Raw genomic sequence first — 17746 nt, forward strand, 5'->3', positions numbered from 1 at the left:
TTGACATTCAGTAGCGTATCAAGTGGGACTGGGTCGCATCCGATTCCACGGTTGCCGTTTCGTCGTGATCGATCGCCGCCAGGGCCGAGATAGACTTCGTGACGATGTTCTACTGGCTGATGAAGTATGTGGTGGTCGGCCCCATCGTCAAGGCGGTTTTCCGTCCGTGGATCGTGGGGCGCGGCAACGTGCCGCGCAACGGTGCCGCCATTCTTGCGAGCAATCATCTTTCTGTCTCGGACTCGGTCTTTCTGCCGTTGCTGATCGATCGGTCGATGAGCTTCCTCGCGAAGAGCGATTACTTCACCGGTCGCGGCATCAAAGGCTGGGCGACGAAGACGTTCATGAAGGCCACGGGCCAGATTCCGATCGATCGATCCGGCGGGAAGGCTTCCGAGGCCTCGCTGAACACGGGGCTGCAGGTGCTGGGCCGCGGAGACGTCCTGGGGATCTACCCCGAGGGCACGCGCAGCCCGGACGGCAAGCTCTATCGCGGTCGCACCGGTCTCGCGCGCATGGCCCTCGAGGCGAAGGTTCCCGTCATCCCGGTGGTCATGGTCGACACCGATACGGCGATGCCGATCGGTCGCAGCATCCCGCGGATCGTGCGCGTGGGCATCGTGATCGGCGAGCCGCTGGATTTCTCGCGCTACGCCGGAATGGAGAATGACCGGTTCATTCTGCGCTCCGTCACCGACGAGATCATGGTCGCCCTCCAGCGGCTGGGACAGCAGCACTACGACGACGTGTACGCGTCATCGGTGAAAGACCGGATGCCGCGGACGTCTTGACGACGCGAGCGACCTCTCCGCGCCGCTAGGCTGGGGAGATGCCTCAGCAGCACGATGCCGACTTCGACACCTGGCGTGACCTTCCCATCAAGCAGCAGCCGAAGTGGTCGAATCTCGACCACGTGGCCGATGTCTCGAAACAGATCGCGACGCTTCCTCCACTGGTATTCGCCGGCGAGGTCGATAATCTCCGCGACCGCTTAGCGCGCGCAGCATCCGGTGGCGCATTCCTCTTGCAGGGCGGTGACTGCGCCGAGACCTTCGCGGGTGCGACCGCCGAGCAGATCCGCAATCGCATCAAGACCGTGCTGCAGATGGCCGTTGTGCTGACCTATGGCGCTTCGATGCCCATCGTGAAGATGGGGCGCATGGCGGGACAGTTCGCCAAGCCGCGCTCGAGCGACACCGAGACCCGCGGCGACGTCACCTTGCCGGCCTACCGTGGCGACATCGTCAACGGATACGACTTCACCGAAGGATCCCGCAAGGCGGACCCGGACCGTCTGCTGCAGGGCTACCACACCGCCGCTTCGACCTTGAACCTCATCCGTGCGTTCACGCAGGGTGGTTTCGCCGATCTTCGCGAGGTGCACTCCTGGAACAAGGGGTTCGCGCAGAACCCGGCCAATCAGCGCTATGAGCGCATGGCCGCCGAGATCGACCGCGCGATCAAGTTCATGGAGGCGGCGGGTGCCGACTTCGATGAGCTCAAGCGCGTGGAGTTCTTCACCGGCCACGAGGGTCTGCTGATGGATTACGAGAGCCCGATGACGCGCATCGACTCCCGCACGTCGACGCCGTACAACACCTCAGCGCACTTCCTCTGGATCGGGGAGCGCACGCGCGATCTCGATGGCGCGCACGTCGACTACTTCTCGAAGATCCGCAACCCCATCGGGGTCAAGCTCGGACCGACGACGACTCCCGAGACGGCGCTGGCGCTGATCGACAAGCTCGATCCGAACCGCGAGCCAGGACGACTCACCTTCATCACGCGCATGGGGGCGGGCAAGATCCGCGATGCGCTGCCGCCGCTGCTCGAAGCAGTGAAGGACTCTGGCGCACAGCCGCTCTGGGTCACCGACCCCATGCACGGAAACGGCATCACGACTCCGACGGGGTACAAGACGCGTCGCTTCGATGACGTCGTCGACGAGGTGCGCGGCTTCTTCGAAGCGCACCGCGGGGTGGGAACGTTCCCGGGTGGCATCCATGTCGAGCTCACCGGTGACGATGTCACCGAATGCCTCGGCGGCTCCGAGCGCATCGACGAGGCCGCTCTCGCAACGCGCTACGAGAGCCTGTGCGACCCGCGCCTGAACCACATGCAGAGCCTCGAACTCGCGTTCCTCGTGGCCGAGGAGCTCGAGAAGCGCTGAGGATCCCGCGTCGCGCCGGACCGCGTCGTCTCGTCGCGCCTCGCGCCTCGCGACACGCCGGACGATGGCGGATGCCGGGGCTACAGGCCACTGCTGGCCAGTTGGAGGATGATCTCGGCGCCAGCTCGCTTCATCGAGCCGGCGGCGGGATCGGTGCCCCTCGCCTCGGTGAGACCGTTCGGGAAAGGCGTCCACAGCGGATTCCAGGTCGGCTCGAATCCGGCATCGCGCAGTGTCTGAGCGGCATCGTCACGCGTCATGCCCGTGACGTCGGGAACCTCGAACAGCTGCGGACCCTGCGACACCACGAGAGTCATGGTGTCTCCGGGACGCCAGTTTCCGCCGCCGTCGCGGTCGGGTGCGCGAATCACCACGCCCTCTTCGACATCGTCGCTGTATTCCTCGGTCGTGGTGGTCGCGATGTCGTAGTCCGACAGGGCCGACGAGGCTTCAGATGCCGTCATCCCCACGACATCCGGCAGGCCGCCCAGGGACACGATGAGATTCACCGTGTCTGCCTCGAACGCGTCGCATCCTTCACCGCACTCGATGTCGTCTCCGCCCGCGCGGGGAGAGACGCTGGCATTGATCACGATGCCGTCATCGGCGCGTGAGTAGAGCAGAAGATCGTCGTCGGACACCGTGAGGCCGAGATCTGCGAGGTAGGTTCGCGCTTCGTCCGCGGTCATGCCGTTGAGGGCATCGATGGTCCGCGGGGCGGGCCCTGTGGAGATGAAGACGCTCACCTCTGTTCCGCCGTCCAGACGCTCCCCTTCCTCAGGATCCGTATGGATCGCGAGACCCGGCTCGATCTCGACGGAGCTCTCCTCCGCCGGCACAGGGACAAACCCCTCCGACGTCAGGGTGGCGGCAGCATCGTCATAGTTCAGCCCGGCGACGGACGGAACGGCGACGAGGGATCCGGGACCGGAGCCGAACCACCAGCCAGCGCCCCCGGCGATGACGGCGAGAAGTAAGACGAACGCGAGCAGGAATGCCCCTCGAGCGCGTCGCTTCGACGTCCTGCGGCGAAGCAGCGTCGCGTTATCGATCGGCTGCTCGGGAGCGGCCGCGACCGAACCGGTCGCGTTGTCGATCACCATGGTCGCCGGCATGACCTTGGTCAGGTCTCCGGAATCGCTCTGCGTGCGCATCGGCATCGTCGCGGTCGCCGTGGGCGTGGGGGAGATGCCGAGCTGGCGTTCGATTTCGCGGAGCCGATCGAGCATCTCTTTCGCATCGTCGGGTCTGTCGTCCGGAGATTTCTCGGTCGACCACAGCACGAGCTCGTCGAGCTGCTCGGGAACGCCGGGGTTGCGCACACTCGGACGAGGGACTGATTCGGTTGCGTGCTGGAACGCGATCTGCATCGGCTGCTCGCCTTTGTAAGGCTGCTCGCCGACGAGCATCTCGTAGAGCATGATGCCCAGAGCGTAGATATCACTGCGGGCGTCGGCAGTGCCGCGCGTGACCAGTTCGGGCGCCAGATAGGCGATCGTGCCGAGCAGCTGCGCACCGGTAGCGGTGTTGGCCGTGGTTGCGCGGGCGAGGCCGAAGTCGCCGATCTTGATGCGCCCATCCTCGGCCAGCAGTACGTTCTCGGGCTTGACGTCGCGGTGCACGATGTCTGCCTTGTGAGCGGCAGCGAGACCGGAGAGGATCGCATCCATGATCGTGATGGTCTGCGTGATCGTCAGACGCTTCTGCTCGCGCATCAGCTCGCGCAGGGTGATGCCGGGAAGGTACTCCATGACCAGGTAGGCGAGTTCGCCATCCTGTCCCTGATCGAAGACGTTCACGACGTGCGGATCGGCGAGCCGGGCTGCCGCGCGCGCTTCCTGAATGAAGCGGCTCTGGAACACCGTGTCATCGCTCAGATGGCCATGCATGACTTTCAGGGCGATGCGTCGTTCGAGGCGCAGGTCGGTCGCGACGTATACCGTGGCCATGCCGCCGCGCGCGATTCGGGCTCGCACGCGGTATCGACCGTCGACAAGCCGCCCGATGAGGGGGTCGGCCTGCTGATTGGTCGTCACGTACAGATTCTATGGAGAACTGGCTGAAAGGCCGGGGAGCGGCTCACCCTTTCCGGGGTGACGCCTTCGGAATCAGCCGTACAGCGCCAGCCATTCGTATGCCGCGGCCTCCCACGGCGCATAGCGCTCGGGATAGGCCGATATCTGGACGGCCTGAGCGGCCTCCGCGAAGGACATGCTCTCCCAGCCGGAGATGTCGAGCAGACCGCGCGTGATCGTGCCGTCGGCGTTGGATGCTCCGGTGAAGAACGCACGGATGGCGTGATCACGATCCATGATCTGCTCGTGCGTTCCCCATCCTGTGCTCGTGCGCTGTTGGAACAGCCCCACGGAGTCGCGGTCGCCCCAGTCGAGGTTGCGCATCCAGGACTCGACCATCGAGGTGCCCAGAGCGATCGCGATACCGCGATCGGAGACGCCGAGTTCACGGCCGATGCGAATGATGAGGGCGGCGTTCTCGGCCTGCGGGGCACTGAGCGCGGCCGATGGGGTCGAGGCGTCAGAGGTCGAAGCATCCGGAGTCGGAGCGGCCGGGGCCGCCGACGCTGCGGGAGCTGCGGCCGTGATGATGAGTGACTGCCCCGGGTAGATGATGGCGCCCTGGCCGAGGCCGTTCGCGGCGAGGATCGCGTCGACCGTCGTCCCGTTGCGCTGTGCGATGGCAAAGACCGTGTCCCCGGCGACCACCGTATGCGTCGTGGCCGGGGCTGGTGCGGCAGCGGGCGCCGGTGCGGGCGCCGTGAGAATGAGTGTCTGCCCCGGGTAGATCACCGAACGCCAGCCGAGCCCGTTCCAGGTGAGGACATCCACTGCTGCGAGACCGAAACTATCGGCGATGCCGTACACGGTGTCCCCGGGCTGCACGGTGTACGTGTTCGGCGCCGCTGTCGTCGGCACTGCTCGGGCGGTGACGCTCGGGAGGGGAATCGTGCCGGTGCGAGCGGGGATCGGAGGCGCCTCGGTGGCCACCGCAGCATTCGCTGGAGCAGCGGTGAGGCTGCTGGCAAGCACTCCCACGACGGCGGCTGGTACGCCGATCCGGGTGTATTTCGTTCGCGTCGTTACGTCGCTGAGTCTCAAAGTTTCCCCCCTTTTCGAACCCTTGAAACGCTGACACGTGACGGGGCGCATGTCAACCAGAGTGAAAATTGTGATGAAAGTGAACCGCGCTCGGGTGTGCGATATCGCATGCGAGGTGACATAGTCGAAACGTGTCTGATGAAGTAGCTGAAATCTCCGCGGTCGAGTGGCTCACAACGCCTGAACTCGCCGAAGTCCTCGACGAACCGCTCGGTCGTGTGCGCCGTCTCATCGCTGAGCAGTACCTGGTCGGCTCGACACGTAACGGCGCATATGCCGTACCCGCCGTATTCATCGTCGACGGCCGCCCGCTGGCGTCGCTGCGCGGCACGATCATCGTCCTCGCGGATGCCGGATTCAGCGATGACGAGATCATCGACTGGCTGTTCGCAGACGAGCCCGAACTCGGCCGCACGCCGATTGCCGCGCTGCTCGACGGACATAAGAGCGCGGTACGCCGCGTGGCCCGCACCCTGGCGTGAGTTCAGGCGGTTCTGACGGTCGCTGCTCGCGCGAGATCCCGAAGTTCGCTGACGGCGGCGTTATCGAGTCGAGCGCCGGCAAGAGCACGGTCGGCCTCGGCGGCGTAGGTCCGAATCATCTCTTCGGTCCGCTCCAGGGCGCCCGTCGCCGAGATCGTCGCCTGCAGAGCGCCGACCTGCTGCGCGTCCAGATCCGGGTCCCCGAGCAGATCATCCAGAACGCGCCGCGCTGACGCATCCAGACGCTCGCGGGTGAGGGCGATGAGCACCGTTCGCTTCCCTTCGCGAAGGTCATCTCCCGCAGGCTTTCCGGTGACAGCCTCGTCGCCGAAGACGCCGAGGACATCGTCGCGGAGTTGGAACGCCATCCCGACCGGATGCCCGAATGCACGCAACGCATCCAGCTGGCCGACATCGGCGCCCGCCAGTGCGGCGCCCAGGGCGAGGGGCTGCTCGATGCTGTATCTGGCCGACTTCAGCGAGACCACGCGCAGAGCGCGCTCGGCATGGGAGGAGTCCGGGTTCACGCGCCACGCCGACTCCTCGGCGATGTCGAGGAACTGGCCAGTCGTCACATCCCGCCGCATGCGTGCGTAAATCTGCCGTACGGATGCGGCGTGCGGATGCTCTGCCACGGCCCGCTCCAGCAGGTCATCGCTCCAGGCGATGAGCAGGTCGCCGAGCAGGATCGCCGCCGAGCGTCCGAAAGCATCCGCATCGCCGGACCAGTCGTGGCCGGCGTGCTGCCGCTCGAGCGAGCGGTGCGCCGCAGGGCGTCCGCGCCGAGTGTCCGAGTTGTCGATCAGGTCGTCGTGGACGAGCGCCGCGGATTGGAAGATCTCCAGCGCGGCGCAAAGGTCCCACACCGCATCCGTCGTCGGCGCGTCGCGGTCGGCGAAACGTGCCACAGCGCTCCATCCCGCATGGCAGAAACGGGCTCTCAGCCGCTTGCCGCCCTGTAGCGTCTCGACTGCCGAATCGAGGAACATGACAGCATCCGCTCCGTATTCTGCAGACTCGGATCGCATATCGGAGATGAAGCGATCCAGGCGCGTGGCGACGGCCTGCTGGACTTGGCTGGAGAGGGGCACGATAATCAGCTTAGGTTCTCAGCCGAAACCTAGCCTCTGCGTTCCGGTGAGCGTAGAATGAAAGATATCGATCCCGAGGGGGGCGTCATGCCACTGTCTGAACAGGAGCAGCGTCTGCTCGACGAGATGGAACGTCATCTCCTACACAACGACGCTGACATCGTAAGCGCGCCGTCCGGAGATCGTACGCTGAGCTATCGCAACCTCGTCTACGGCGCAGTGCTGCTGCTCGTGGGTGTCGGAGCTCTTGTGGCCGGAGTCGCACTCGGCAGCCAGCTCGGCCCGGTCGTCAGCATCATCATCGGCGTGATCGGATTCGCGGCGATGCTCGTCGGCGTCATCCTCGCAGTCACCCCCGTGCGCCGGACCGGTGGCGCCGTCCCGTCAGACGCGAAGGTGCCGTCTCAGAGTCCGCAGAACTCCGCATCGTTCATGGATCGCATGAACGATCGATGGGATCGTCGCCAAGACGGTCACTGACCTCTCCACTTCACAGACCCGGATGCTTCCCGCATCCGGGTCTTTTTTGTGATTCCTGGCGATCTCCTCCCGCGAGTCTCCACGATCCTCCACGCGTACTCCACCGCATTCACTCCCGGAATTCCGGGGGAGAGGCTGCGGATCCTCGTGGGGCATGGCATTCTTTCCGTGCGCGGTCATATGAATGTGGAGGAAAGTGGAGTAAAGTGGGGCCAACCTCGATTTGGCCGGATACAGAGGGGGTGATGGCCGATGTTGCTGGGAACGCATTCACCGAAGCTCGACGACAAAGGCCGGGTCATCCTGCCCGCGAAATTTCGCGAGGACCTCGGCGGCGGCATCGTCGTCACACGTGGCCAGGAGCGGTGCCTCTACGTCTTCAGCACCGCGGAATTCGAGGCGATGCACGAGCGGATCAGGCAAGCGCCGCTCAGCAACAAGCAAGCCCGTGACTTTCTGCGCATGTTCCTCTCGGGAGCGAGCGCAGAGATGCCGGACAGCCAGAACCGCATCACCGTCCCCGCGCACCTGCGTCAGTACGCGGGGCTCGAGAAAGAGCTCATCGTCACAGGCGTCGGCGCACATGCCGAGATCTGGGATGCCGCGGCCTGGAACGACTACCTCGCTGCTGGCGAGGACAACTACTCAGAACTGGAGCAGGAGGTGATTCCCGGACTCTTCTGACCTCGGCTGTGATGCCCCGCCGCTCCCGCCCCGACACACTTCCCCGGTGCCGGGTCGAGAAGCGGAGGGGGATCAGAGTCCAGGTCTCCGGAAACGATTATGAATCTCCGCGACATCCACACCCCCGTACTCCTCGATCGCTGCATCGAGCTGATGGCTCCGGCCCTCCAGCACGATGGCGCCATCGTCGTCGATGCCACGCTCGGCATGGGCGGGCACTCCGAGGCGCTTCTGGAGCGCTTCGACAACATCCGCCTGATCGGCCTGGATCGCGACACCGATGCACTGCGCATCGCGGGGGAGCGCCTCGAGCGCTTTTCCGACCGCGTCACCCTCGTGCACACGGTGTACGACGAGATCGGCCTGCACGCTCAGGGAGCGTCCGCGATCCTCATGGATCTCGGCGTTTCATCGCTGCAGCTCGACGAGGCAGATCGCGGATTCGCATACTCGAAGGATGCCCCGCTGGATATGCGGATGGACCAGACCAAGGGCGTCACCGCCGCTGAAGTCCTGGCCACCTACAGCGAGGGCAACCTGCGGCGCATCTTCGAGCGCTACGGCGAGGAGAAGCTGGCTGCCCGCTACGCACGCTTCATCGTGCAGGCGCGCGCTGAAGCGCCCCTCATCCGTTCGCAGGATCTCGTCGATCTGCTCCAGAAGGCGACGCCGGCAGCCGTGCAGCGCGCGGGCCACCCGGCCAAGCGCGTATTCCAGGCGCTGCGCATCGAGGTGAACTCCGAGCTCAGCGTGCTCGCCGACGCGATTCCCGCGGCCATGGACGCCCTGACAGTCGGCGGACGCATCGTCGTCATGAGCTATCAGTCGCTCGAAGACCGTCTGGTCAAGCAGGCATTCGCCGCAGCATCCGCATCTACGGCCCCCGCAGGGCTTCCCGTCGAACTCCCGCAGCACGCACCGCGCTTCCGCACTCTCACCAAAGGCGCTGAATTCGCCAGCGATGACGAGAAGGCGCGCAACCCTCGTGCGATTCCGGTGCGCCTGCGTGCCGCAGAACGAGTGAGGGAAGCCGCATGAGCCGTGCCACCGCCGCAGCGGAGCTGCTGCAGACCGCGGCGTCGACCGCCCCGCGGCCGTCGACCAGGCGGCAGCTGAGGCCCGTCACCGCGCCAGCACCTCGTCGTCGCCCCAAGCTGGTGTACGCGCTCGTCGCTCTGGGTGGTGCTGCGCTGATCGGCGCCGCGCAGATCGGGCTGTCGCTCGCGATCACCAACGACTCGTTCGTTCTCGCCGATCTCACCTCCCAGCAGCGCGAATTGAATCTGCAGACCAGTGCACTGCAGGACGATCTCGCGGGGATCTCCTCGCCGCAGCTGGTCGCCACCAAAGCATCCGAGCTGGGCATGGTCGTGGCGGGTTCCGCGTCGTACCTCCGACTGAGCGACTCTGCAGTGATCGGTGCGAACACCGGTGCTGCCTGGAAGTCCACGGTCGACCCGAAGGGCAGCGGCGCCGTGCACAACGCACTGCTCGATCGGGCTGCGAGCGAAAAGGCAGCCGCTGACGACGGCGCGGCAGCCCCCGGCACGCAGGCCCCGAATCTTCCGCCACCGATCACCGACGGCATCCCGAGCCCGACCACCCGCTGAAACCGACTGGGGAGAGAGCAGTATGACGACTCGAGCAACGCGCGGCCCGCGCCGCCGGACCGTCGTCGCCCTCGCGGTGATTCTCGCAGTTCTGTCGGCTTTCGTCGTCCGGCTGGTCGATATCCAGGTCGTGAGCGCGAACGAGCACGTCGAGGACTCGCTCACCGTCGGCCAGCTCGGAAGCACATCGACCCTGTACGGCGACCGTGGCTCGATCATCGACCAGAACGGCATCACGCTCGCATCGAGTGTGAAGGTCTACGACGCGCAGCTGAGTCCGAGTCTGATCATGCAGCTCGAGTCGGACCCCGAGAACCCCCCGAAGGTCTCGTGGGATGAAGCATCCGCGCAGATTGCCGAGATCCTCGGAACGGATGTCGACGAGGTGCGTGCGGGAGTCGCCGCGAAGCTCGAGGATGACCCGCACTCGCAGTACTACGAGCTCGCGAAAGGCCTGAGCACCGAGAAGTACCTCGAGCTTCGTGATCTCGGCCTGGTGTATCTGCACGCTGATCCCCGTGAGACCAGGGTCTACCCGAACGGCGCCGTTGCCGGAAACATCGTCGGCTACGTCGACGCCGCAGGGCAGGGGCAGGCAGGCATCGAGCAGCTGGAGAGCCAGTGCCTCGCACCGACCGACGGCGAGCGCACCTACCTTCGCGGCAAGGACGGCAACATCATTCCCGGCAGCGAGCGCATCGTGGATGCCGAGAACGGCGGCGCCGTGCAGCTGACGATCAACAGCGACCTGCAGTGGTACCTGCAGCAGATGATCTCCGAGGAGACGCAGCGGATGGCGGCCACGTCCGGGACGGTGACCGTCGTCGAAGTCAAGACAGGCAAGATCCGCGCGGCGGCGGAATGGCCGTCGCTCGACCCCAACGATCTCAATGCGTCATCACCCGAAGATTGGGGTACCAGAGTCTTCGGCGCATGGTTCGAGCCCGGATCGACGTTCAAAGCCATCACTGCGGCAGCCGTGCTCGATGCGGGAGCGGCGGACATGAACACGACGGTGTCGGCGAACGATCACGAGGAATTCTCCAACGGTGCGGTGGTCAATGACCCGTTCCGCCACGACACGTACCAGTACAAGCTGGCCGGAGCACTGATCGATTCATCGAACGTTGCGCTGTCGAAGTTCGGTACCTTGATCGACGCTCAGACACGATACGAATACATCAAGAAGTTCGGGTTCGGGTCTGAGACGATCGGCTTCCCTCGCGAGAACCCTGGTCTGGTGCACCCGGCGGACCAGTGGGACGGCCAGACCCTCTACACGACGACTTTCGGCCAGGCGCTTACGGTCACCGCCCCGCAGGTCGCGGGTGCATACCAGGCGATCGCCAACGGCGGCGAGAAGATCGACCTCTCGCTGATCGAGTCGTGCACCCGGGGTGATGGAACAGTCGTCACCCCTGACGCCCCGGAACACGAGCAGGTCATTTCGGAGCAGGCTGCCTCTGAGGTGACGCGCATTCTCGAGAACGTCACCGTGCAGGGCGGGCTCAGCGAGCAGATCGAAGTACCCGGATATCGCGTGGCGACCAAGACCGGTACCGCGCAGAAAGCTGACGCCGGTGGCTACATCGCAGGTCTGTACTCCACCAGCATGGTCGGATTCGCGCCGGTGGATGATCCGCAGTACGTCGTGCTGGTCACCCTCGACGAGCCGACTAAGGTTGTATCGTCCGCTGCGACCGCATCCGCCTTCCAGAAGGCGATGACGCAGGTCTTGAAGACGTACCGAGTCTCGCCGTCCACCGTGCCGATGGACGAGCTGCTCCCCAAGTTCAATTAGCCGGCACATCGCCGCGCATGGAGATGTCATGATCGCTCTGCCGCTTGCTGAGATCGCTGCCATCACCGGCGGTGATCTCCACGTCGCCGGCTCCGATACCGGCGACACCGTGGTGAGCGGGGTGGTCGACACGGACTCGCGGAACATGGTGCCCGGCGGGATCTTCATCGCCAAGCCCGGAGCGGAGACCGACGGGCACCGTTATGTCGGAGCCGCCGTCGACAACGGCGCCGTGCTCGCGCTCGTCGAGCACATCGTGGATGCTCCGGTGTCGCAGATCGTCGTAGCGGATGCTGTCGCAGCCCTTGCCGCGCTGGCACGTGCTGTCGTTGCGCGCGTGCGCGCCGGGGGACAGCTGAAGATCGTCGGTATCACCGGCTCGAACGGCAAGACCACGACGAAGAATCTCCTCGCCCGCATCCTAGAGGACGAGGGTGCGACGATCGCACCGATCAATTCGTACAACAACGAGGTCGGAGCTCCGCTCACGATGCTCCGCGTGAGCGATGACACCCGATTCCTCGTGAGCGAATTCGGCGCTGCCGCCCCCGGTGCCATCGCGCACCTGGCGGGTCTTGTCGAACCCGACATCGCCGTGATCCTCATGGTCGGCATGGCGCACGCAGGCGGGTTCGGCGGCATCGAAGCCACGACCGCGGCGAAGGCTGAACTGATCACAGCATCCCGCAGCGGCGGCACCGCCGTGCTCAACGTCGATGACCCGCGCGTGTGGGGCATGAGAGAGGCGGCTGAGCAGCGGGGGATGGCTGTCGTCGGGTTCGGACAGGGCGATGCCGCCCAGGTGCGTGCATCCGATCTGCAGGTCGCTGCCGACGGCACGCGGGCAATGATCACGGCGGGTGACGAGACGATCGGCCTGCACCTGAAGGTGCTCGGCGCGCACCACGTCTCCAACGCCCTCGCAGCTATCACCGCGGCTCGCCTGCTCGGCGTGACCACCGCTGATGCGATCGCCCGGATCGAGACGGTCGAGGTCGCCGAACGGTGGCGGATGCAGCCGATGGGCAGTGACCGAGTGCGCATCATCAACGATGCCTACAACGCCAGCCCCGATTCGATGGCTGCGGCCCTGCGGACTCTCGCGCAGATCACCGGACCCGACGAGCGCACCGTTGCCGTCCTCGGTGCGATGAGCGAGCTCGGCGAGAGCGCGGGAGAGGAGCATGACCGGATCGGTCTGCTCGCCGTGCGTCTCAATATCCGTCGCATCGTCGTCGTCGGACCCGAGGCTCGTCGCCTGTACCTCTCCGTCGTAGGTGAGGGCTCATGGGACAGTGAAGCCATCCACCTTCCCGACCAGGACTCCGCATTCGAGTACCTGCGCACCGAGCTGCGCGACGGTGATCGCGTGCTCGTGAAATCATCCAATTCCGTGGGGCTCCGGCACCTCGGCGATCGTCTGGGAGAATTGTTCTCGTGAGATCACTCCTCATGGCAGCTGCCATATCGCTCGCCTTCACGCTCTTTCTGACTCCGGTCTTCCTGCGACTGTTCCGTCGGTGGGGCTGGGGGCAGGTCATCCGCACCCCCGAAGACATCGCGAACCCGAGCCACGAGGCCAAGCGCGGCACGCCCACGATGGGCGGTGTCATCTTCATCGTCGGCACGATCGTCGGCTACTTCACCGGTGTCTACGCCGGCGGCAGCACGCCGGCGCTGTCGGCGATCCTCGTGCTCTGGCTCATGGTCGGCTTCGGTGCGGTCGGATTCATCGACGATTACATGAAGGTGCGTTCGCAGCGCAGTCTCGGCCTGTCCGGATGGCGCAAAGTCATCGGGCAGTTAATCGTGATGATCCCGTTCGGAATCGTCGCCCTGAACTTCCCCAATCAGTTCGGTCAGACTCCGGCCAGCGGATACGTTTCGCTCTTCCGCGACATCTCCTGGCTCAACCTGTTCGCCTTCGGCGTCGTCATCGGCTGGATCGTCTACCTCATCTGGATCGCGGTGATCGGAATCGCGACCTCGAACAGCGTGAACCTCACCGACGGCCTCGACGGTCTCGCCGCCGGTGCGGGAGTGTTCGTCGTGAGCGCGTACAGTCTCATCGCGTTCTGGCAGTTCAAGCAGTCCTGCGCGGGCACGGGAGTGGACCCTGGCGCACTGGATGCCTGCTACGAAGTCCGCGACCCGTTCAACCTCGCGATCGTGGGGGCCTCGTTCGCCGCCGGCCTCATCGGATTCCTATGGTGGAACGCGCCCAAGGCCAAGGTCTTCATGGGCGACGTCGGATCGATGGCCATCGGCGGCGTCATCACCGCGATGGCGATCCTCACCCGCACCGAGCTGCTCCTGCTCGTGATCGCCGGAGTGTTCGTCCTCTCCTCGGGTTCGGTGATCCTGCAGCGTCTCTACTTCAAGATCACCCGCGGAAAGCGGCTCTTCCTGATGAGCCCGTTCCACCATCACCTCGAGATGCGGGGCTGGCCGGAGGTGACGATCGTCGTACGACTCTGGATCATCGCCGGTCTTCTCGCCATCGTGGCCGTCGGCCTCTTCTACGTCGAATGGCTCACGCTGATATGACCTCCCGACTGGATGGCCTCACCAGCTGGCACGCCGACTGGACGGGGCTGCGTGTCGCGGTTCTGGGCCTGTCCGTGACCGGTTTCGCCGCGGCGGACACGCTGACCGAGCTCGGCGCGGACGTTCTCGTCCTCTCGGAGGCCGCGTCCGAGGAATACGCGCGCCTCGTCCCCGTCATCGGCGCGAAGCTCGTACTGGGGACGCTCGACGATGCACCGGACGAGCTCGTGGATTTCGCGCCGGACGTCGTCATCGCCTCCCCGGGGTTCTCGCCGTCGCATCCGCTCATCCGCTGGACACAGGATGCCGGCATCGCCCTGTGGGGCGACGTCGAACTGGCCTGGCGCGTGCGCGACAAAGTCGTCCGTGCAGATGGAACTCCGGCCGACTGGGTGCTGATCACCGGCACCAACGGCAAGACCACGACGACTCAGATCACGGCCACGCTGCTCGTCGAAGGCGGACTGCGCGCCGCGCCGTGCGGGAACATCGGGATTCCCGTGCTCGATGCCGTCAGAGATCCCGCTGGCTTCGACGTTCTCGTCGTCGAGCTCTCCAGTCACCAGCTCTGGTACATCGGTCAGAGCGAGCCCGCAGGTCAGCTCGTGCCGCACTCTGCAGTGTGCCTGAACCTCGCCGATGATCATCTCGTCTGGCACGGCGGCGCCGAGGCCTACCGCGCGGCGAAATCCTTCGTCTACCGGAACACGCGCGTCGCCTGCGTGTACAACAAGGCCGATGAGGCCACTCGGATCATGGTCGAGGATGCCGAGGTCACCGAGGGCGCCCGTGCCATCGGCTTCGACCTGGGCATTCCCGGTCCCAGCGATTTCGGAGTCGTCGACGGCATCCTCGCCGACCGTGCGTTCGTGGACGACCGTCGCAACTCTGCGCTCGAGCTGACCACGCTCGCCGATCTCGATCGGGCAGGTCTTGCCGCCCCGCACATCGTGCAGAACATCCTCGCGGCCTCCGCCCTCGCACGTGCCCTCGGAACAGCACCGGAGGCGATCCGTCACGCTCTGGAAGACTTCCGCCTCGACGAGCATCGGGTCCAGGTCGTGGCACGGCACGCGGGTATCACGTGGGTCGATGACTCCAAGGCCACCAACCCCCATGCGGCTGCATCGTCGCTGCGCGCGTATCCGGGTGCGGTGTGGATCGTGGGCGGAGATCTCAAAGGCGTCGACGTCTCCGACCTCGTGGCGGATGCCGGTCGCACAGCGAGCGCCGCACTGATCATCGGCGCCGAGCGCGGCGAGGTCCTGGCGGCATTCGAGCGACACGCGCCCGACGTGCGGGTGTATGAGGTCACCACTGGTGAGACTGATGATGTGATGACCCGCGTGGTGGAACTGGCCGCAGGGATCGCCACCGACGGGAGCACGGTTCTGCTGGCCCCTGCAGCGGCATCCTTCGATCAGTTCGCAAGTTACGCGGATCGTGGCCACCGCTTCGCCGATGCGGTGCGCAGGTGGATCGACCGGGGGAGTGCCGATGACACAGGTAGCCCGCCCACCGCGCACTGACACCCGCGGCACCGATTCCCGGGGGCTTGCGGCCCGCGTCTCGCTGGGGCGGATCTTCACTCCGCCGTCGAGCGAGTTCCTGCTGATCGCATCCACGGCACTTCTGCTGACCGTGTTCGGCATCATCATGGTGATCTCGGCGACGAGCGCGACCGAGACCGGTGTCATGGACACGGCGCTGAAGCAGTCGATGTTCGCCGCTATCGGCATCCCGCTGATGTTCCTCGTCAGCCGACTGCCGATCCGGTTCCTGAAGAAGATGGCGTGGCCGCTGCTCATCGCGGCAACCCTCATGCAGCTTCTCGTGTTCACCCCGCTGGGGGTCGAGGATGCCGGAAACAGAAACTGGATCCGCATCGCGGGATTCTCGATGCAGCCGTCGGAGTTCCTGAAGCTCGCCCTCGCCCTCTGGGTGGCATATGTGCTGCTGCGCAAGCGCGCGCTTCTGGGCATCTGGCGACACGTGTTCATCCCGGTGATCCCGGTCGGGCTGCTCGTGTTCGCCACGGTGATGGCCGGGCGCGACCTCGGTACGGCGATGGTGCTCGTGCTGATCCTGCTCGGGTGCCTGTTCTTCGCGGGAGTCAAGCTCCGGTTGTTCATCCTCCCCGTGCTGCTCGGGGTCGTGGGTGTCATCGCCCTTGCGATCGCCAGCCCCGACCGCATGCGACGCATCACGGCAGTCTGCTCCGATATGAGCAACTACGAGCACGACTGCTACCAGTCGATCCACGCGGTCTGGGGCATGGCCAACGGCGGAATCTTCGGACTCGGGCTCGGCAACTCGCAGGAGAAGTACGGCTGGCTGCCTGCGGCGGCGAACGACTTCATCTTCGCCATCGTCGGTGAGGAGCTGGGGCTCATCGGATGCCTCGTCGTCCTGGCGCTGTTCACGTTCTTCGCGGTCGGTGCCTTCCACATCATGCGCAAGACCGACGACCCGTTCATCCGTGTCGCAGCCGGCGGCATCACCGTCTGGATCCTGGGCCAGGCGCTCATCAACATCGGTGTCGTGATCGGCGTGCTCCCCGTCATGGGCGTGCCGCTGCCGTTCATGTCGCAGGGCGGCACCGCGCTCCTGTCTGTGCTGCTCGCGTGCGGGGTGCTCCTGGCCTTCGCTCGCACGATTCCCGCAACGGATCGGGGTAAGGTCACGAGGTGACCTCGTACCTCCTCGCCGGCGGCGGCACCGCCGGCCATGTCAATCCTCTGCTCGCCGTCGCCGATTCTCTGCGTGAGCGCAACGCTGACGACACGGTGCTCGTCCTCGGCACGAAGGAAGGGCTCGAGGCCCGGCTGGTCCCCGCTCGCGGCTATGAGCTGCTCATCGTCGACAAGGTGCCGTTCCCGCGTCGACCGAATCGGCAGGCCCTCGGCTTCCCCGGGCGCTTCCGCCGCGCGATCGCCCAGGTGCGTGCGCACATCCGCGAGCACGGCGTCGACGTCGTGGTCGGATTCGGCGGCTATGCATCCGCTCCGGCGTACATTGCCGCGCGTCGTGAGAACGTGCCGTTCGTCGTGCATGAGGCCAATGCCCGTCCTGGGCTTGCGAACAAGCTCGGCGCGGGGCGCGCAGCCGCCGTCGGCGTGGCGTTCGCCGGCACGCCGCTGAAGCACAGCGAGGTCGTCGGGATGCCGCTGCGACGCGAGATCGTCGATCTCGACCGCGCTGCGCGCCGTGCCGAGGCCGCCGAGGCTTTCGGGCTGGATGCCGGACGACCCGTGCTTCTCGTCTTCGGCGGGTCGCTGGGGGCGCAGCGACTGAACGAGGCGCTGGCTGATTCCTGGGGCGACGTGCTCGCGGCAGGGTGGCAGCTGCTCCACGTCACGGGGGAGCGCAGTGAGCTTGCCGATCCGGATGTGCCGGGGTACGCGATGCGCCGGTACGTCGATCGCATGGACCTCGCTTTCGCGTTGGCCGACCTGATCGTCTCGCGCGCCGGGTCTGCGACCGTCAGCGAGATCAGCGCACTCGGCATCCCCGCCGTCTACGTGCCCTATGCGGTCGGCAACGGCGAGCAGCGCCTGAACGCGGCATCCGCGGTCTCGGCCGGAGCAGCGCTGCTGCTCGATGACGGCGCATTCACCGGCGACGCGGTGCGCGAGCAAATTATCCCCCTGCTCGGGGATCGTGAGCGCATCGGCCGGATGGCCGCTGCGGCCGAGAACGTCGGCACGCGCACCGGCACGGAGAACGTCGTCGCCATGATCGATCGCGCGCTCACGAATTAGGATG

Annotated in this window: 16 protein-coding genes; 13 read left to right on the top strand and 3 right to left on the bottom strand. The window is 65.7% G+C overall.

The window, feature by feature from the left end:
- Window positions 1-104: 104 nt before the first annotated feature.
- Entirely contained in the window at window positions 105-791 is a 687-nt protein-coding gene (locus ACTIAO_RS05425; RefSeq protein ID WP_441905248.1) for a lysophospholipid acyltransferase family protein, read from the top strand.
- Window positions 792-829: 38 nt separating this feature from the next.
- Complete coding sequence (locus ACTIAO_RS05430) at window positions 830-2170, top strand: class II 3-deoxy-7-phosphoheptulonate synthase (RefSeq protein ID WP_441905249.1); 1341 nt, start codon at window positions 830-832, stop codon at window positions 2168-2170.
- Between the two features lie 80 nt (window positions 2171-2250).
- On the opposite strand, the gene pknB is transcribed toward ACTIAO_RS05430, so the two are convergent.
- Both pknB and ACTIAO_RS05440 read right to left on the bottom strand, forming a co-directional pair.
- Window positions 2251-4206 carry a Stk1 family PASTA domain-containing Ser/Thr kinase gene (gene pknB / locus ACTIAO_RS05435; RefSeq protein WP_441905250.1) on the bottom strand — a complete coding sequence of 652 codons (1956 nt, stop codon included), beginning with the start codon at window positions 4204-4206 and terminating at the stop codon, window positions 2251-2253.
- Between the two features lie 72 nt (window positions 4207-4278).
- A complete protein-coding gene (locus ACTIAO_RS05440) occupies window positions 4279-5286 on the bottom strand; it encodes a LysM peptidoglycan-binding domain-containing protein (RefSeq protein WP_441905251.1) in 1008 nt (335 codons plus the stop codon).
- 131 nt (window positions 5287-5417) lie between these two features.
- Here ACTIAO_RS05440 and ACTIAO_RS05445 point away from each other — a divergent pair, with 131 nt between their 5' ends.
- Complete coding sequence (locus tag ACTIAO_RS05445; RefSeq protein ID WP_441905252.1) at window positions 5418-5768, top strand: Rv2175c family DNA-binding protein; 351 nt, start codon at window positions 5418-5420, stop codon at window positions 5766-5768.
- Window positions 5769-5770: 2 nt separating this feature from the next.
- On the opposite strand, the gene ACTIAO_RS05450 is transcribed toward ACTIAO_RS05445, so the two are convergent.
- On the bottom strand, window positions 5771-6859 hold the full coding sequence (locus tag ACTIAO_RS05450) for a polyprenyl synthetase family protein (protein ID WP_441905253.1): 1089 nt from the start codon (window positions 6857-6859) through the stop codon (window positions 5771-5773).
- Between the two features lie 87 nt (window positions 6860-6946).
- Between ACTIAO_RS05450 and ACTIAO_RS05455 the strand changes: the two genes are divergently transcribed.
- From ACTIAO_RS05455 to ACTIAO_RS05500, 10 genes are all read left to right on the top strand, one after another.
- Window positions 6947-7339, top strand: coding sequence for a DUF3040 domain-containing protein (locus ACTIAO_RS05455; protein WP_441905254.1), 393 nt, complete (start codon window positions 6947-6949; stop codon window positions 7337-7339).
- Window positions 7340-7591: 252 nt separating this feature from the next.
- Window positions 7592-8023 (top strand): division/cell wall cluster transcriptional repressor MraZ, encoded by a 432-nt coding sequence (gene mraZ / locus ACTIAO_RS05460; protein WP_441905255.1) that lies wholly within the window; start codon window positions 7592-7594, stop codon window positions 8021-8023.
- Between the two features lie 99 nt (window positions 8024-8122).
- The gene (gene rsmH, locus ACTIAO_RS05465; protein WP_441905256.1) at window positions 8123-9061 is read left to right on the top strand and encodes a 16S rRNA (cytosine(1402)-N(4))-methyltransferase RsmH; all 939 of its coding nucleotides are present in this window, start codon (window positions 8123-8125) and stop codon (window positions 9059-9061) included.
- The gene (locus ACTIAO_RS05470) at window positions 9058-9633 is read left to right on the top strand and encodes a hypothetical protein (RefSeq protein WP_441905257.1); all 576 of its coding nucleotides are present in this window, start codon (window positions 9058-9060) and stop codon (window positions 9631-9633) included. Before rsmH ends, ACTIAO_RS05470 begins: the two co-directional genes overlap by 4 nt.
- A 22-nt stretch (window positions 9634-9655) precedes the next feature.
- Window positions 9656-11434, top strand: coding sequence for a peptidoglycan D,D-transpeptidase FtsI family protein (locus ACTIAO_RS05475; protein ID WP_441905258.1), 1779 nt, complete (start codon window positions 9656-9658; stop codon window positions 11432-11434).
- A gap of 28 nt (window positions 11435-11462) precedes the next feature.
- Window positions 11463-12875 (top strand): UDP-N-acetylmuramoyl-tripeptide--D-alanyl-D-alanine ligase, encoded by a 1413-nt coding sequence (locus ACTIAO_RS05480; RefSeq protein ID WP_441905259.1) that lies wholly within the window; start codon window positions 11463-11465, stop codon window positions 12873-12875.
- Entirely contained in the window at window positions 12872-13981 is a 1110-nt protein-coding gene (mraY, locus tag ACTIAO_RS05485) for a phospho-N-acetylmuramoyl-pentapeptide-transferase (protein ID WP_441905260.1), read from the top strand. The genes ACTIAO_RS05480 and mraY overlap by 4 nt, the downstream gene beginning before the upstream one ends.
- Window positions 13978-15510: a UDP-N-acetylmuramoyl-L-alanine--D-glutamate ligase gene (gene murD, locus ACTIAO_RS05490; RefSeq protein ID WP_441905261.1), complete on the top strand. Its 1533-nt coding sequence runs from the start codon at window positions 13978-13980 to the stop codon at window positions 15508-15510. Before mraY ends, murD begins: the two co-directional genes overlap by 4 nt.
- On the top strand, window positions 15479-16672 hold the full coding sequence (gene ftsW / locus ACTIAO_RS05495) for a putative lipid II flippase FtsW (protein ID WP_441905262.1): 1194 nt from the start codon (window positions 15479-15481) through the stop codon (window positions 16670-16672). Before murD ends, ftsW begins: the two co-directional genes overlap by 32 nt.
- Window positions 16669-17742, top strand: a complete 1074-nt coding sequence (locus ACTIAO_RS05500) for a UDP-N-acetylglucosamine--N-acetylmuramyl-(pentapeptide) pyrophosphoryl-undecaprenol N-acetylglucosamine transferase (RefSeq protein WP_441905263.1) — start codon at window positions 16669-16671, stop codon at window positions 17740-17742. Before ftsW ends, ACTIAO_RS05500 begins: the two co-directional genes overlap by 4 nt.
- Window positions 17743-17746: the final 4 nt, after the last annotated feature.

This window comes from Microbacterium sp. (assembly GCF_052099035.1).
Classification (GTDB): Bacteria; Actinomycetota; Actinomycetes; order Actinomycetales; family Microbacteriaceae; genus Microbacterium.

Coding starts and splice junctions, on each gene's coding strand:
- rsmH (WP_441905256.1), top strand. CDS start 8,123: ATGAATCTCCGCGACATCCACACCCCCGTACTCCTCGATCGCTGCATC.
- murD (WP_441905261.1), top strand. CDS start 13,978: ATGACCTCCCGACTGGATGGCCTCACCAGCTGGCACGCCGACTGGACG.
- mraZ (WP_441905255.1), top strand. CDS start 7,592: ATGTTGCTGGGAACGCATTCACCGAAGCTCGACGACAAAGGCCGGGTC.
- ACTIAO_RS05475 (WP_441905258.1), top strand. CDS start 9,656: ATGACGACTCGAGCAACGCGCGGCCCGCGCCGCCGGACCGTCGTCGCC.
- ACTIAO_RS05470 (WP_441905257.1), top strand. CDS start 9,058: ATGAGCCGTGCCACCGCCGCAGCGGAGCTGCTGCAGACCGCGGCGTCG.
- ACTIAO_RS05455 (WP_441905254.1), top strand. CDS start 6,947: ATGCCACTGTCTGAACAGGAGCAGCGTCTGCTCGACGAGATGGAACGT.
- ftsW (WP_441905262.1), top strand. CDS start 15,479: ATGACACAGGTAGCCCGCCCACCGCGCACTGACACCCGCGGCACCGAT.
- ACTIAO_RS05480 (WP_441905259.1), top strand. CDS start 11,463: ATGATCGCTCTGCCGCTTGCTGAGATCGCTGCCATCACCGGCGGTGAT.
- ACTIAO_RS05430 (WP_441905249.1), top strand. CDS start 830: ATGCCTCAGCAGCACGATGCCGACTTCGACACCTGGCGTGACCTTCCC.
- ACTIAO_RS05425 (WP_441905248.1), top strand. CDS start 105: ATGTTCTACTGGCTGATGAAGTATGTGGTGGTCGGCCCCATCGTCAAG.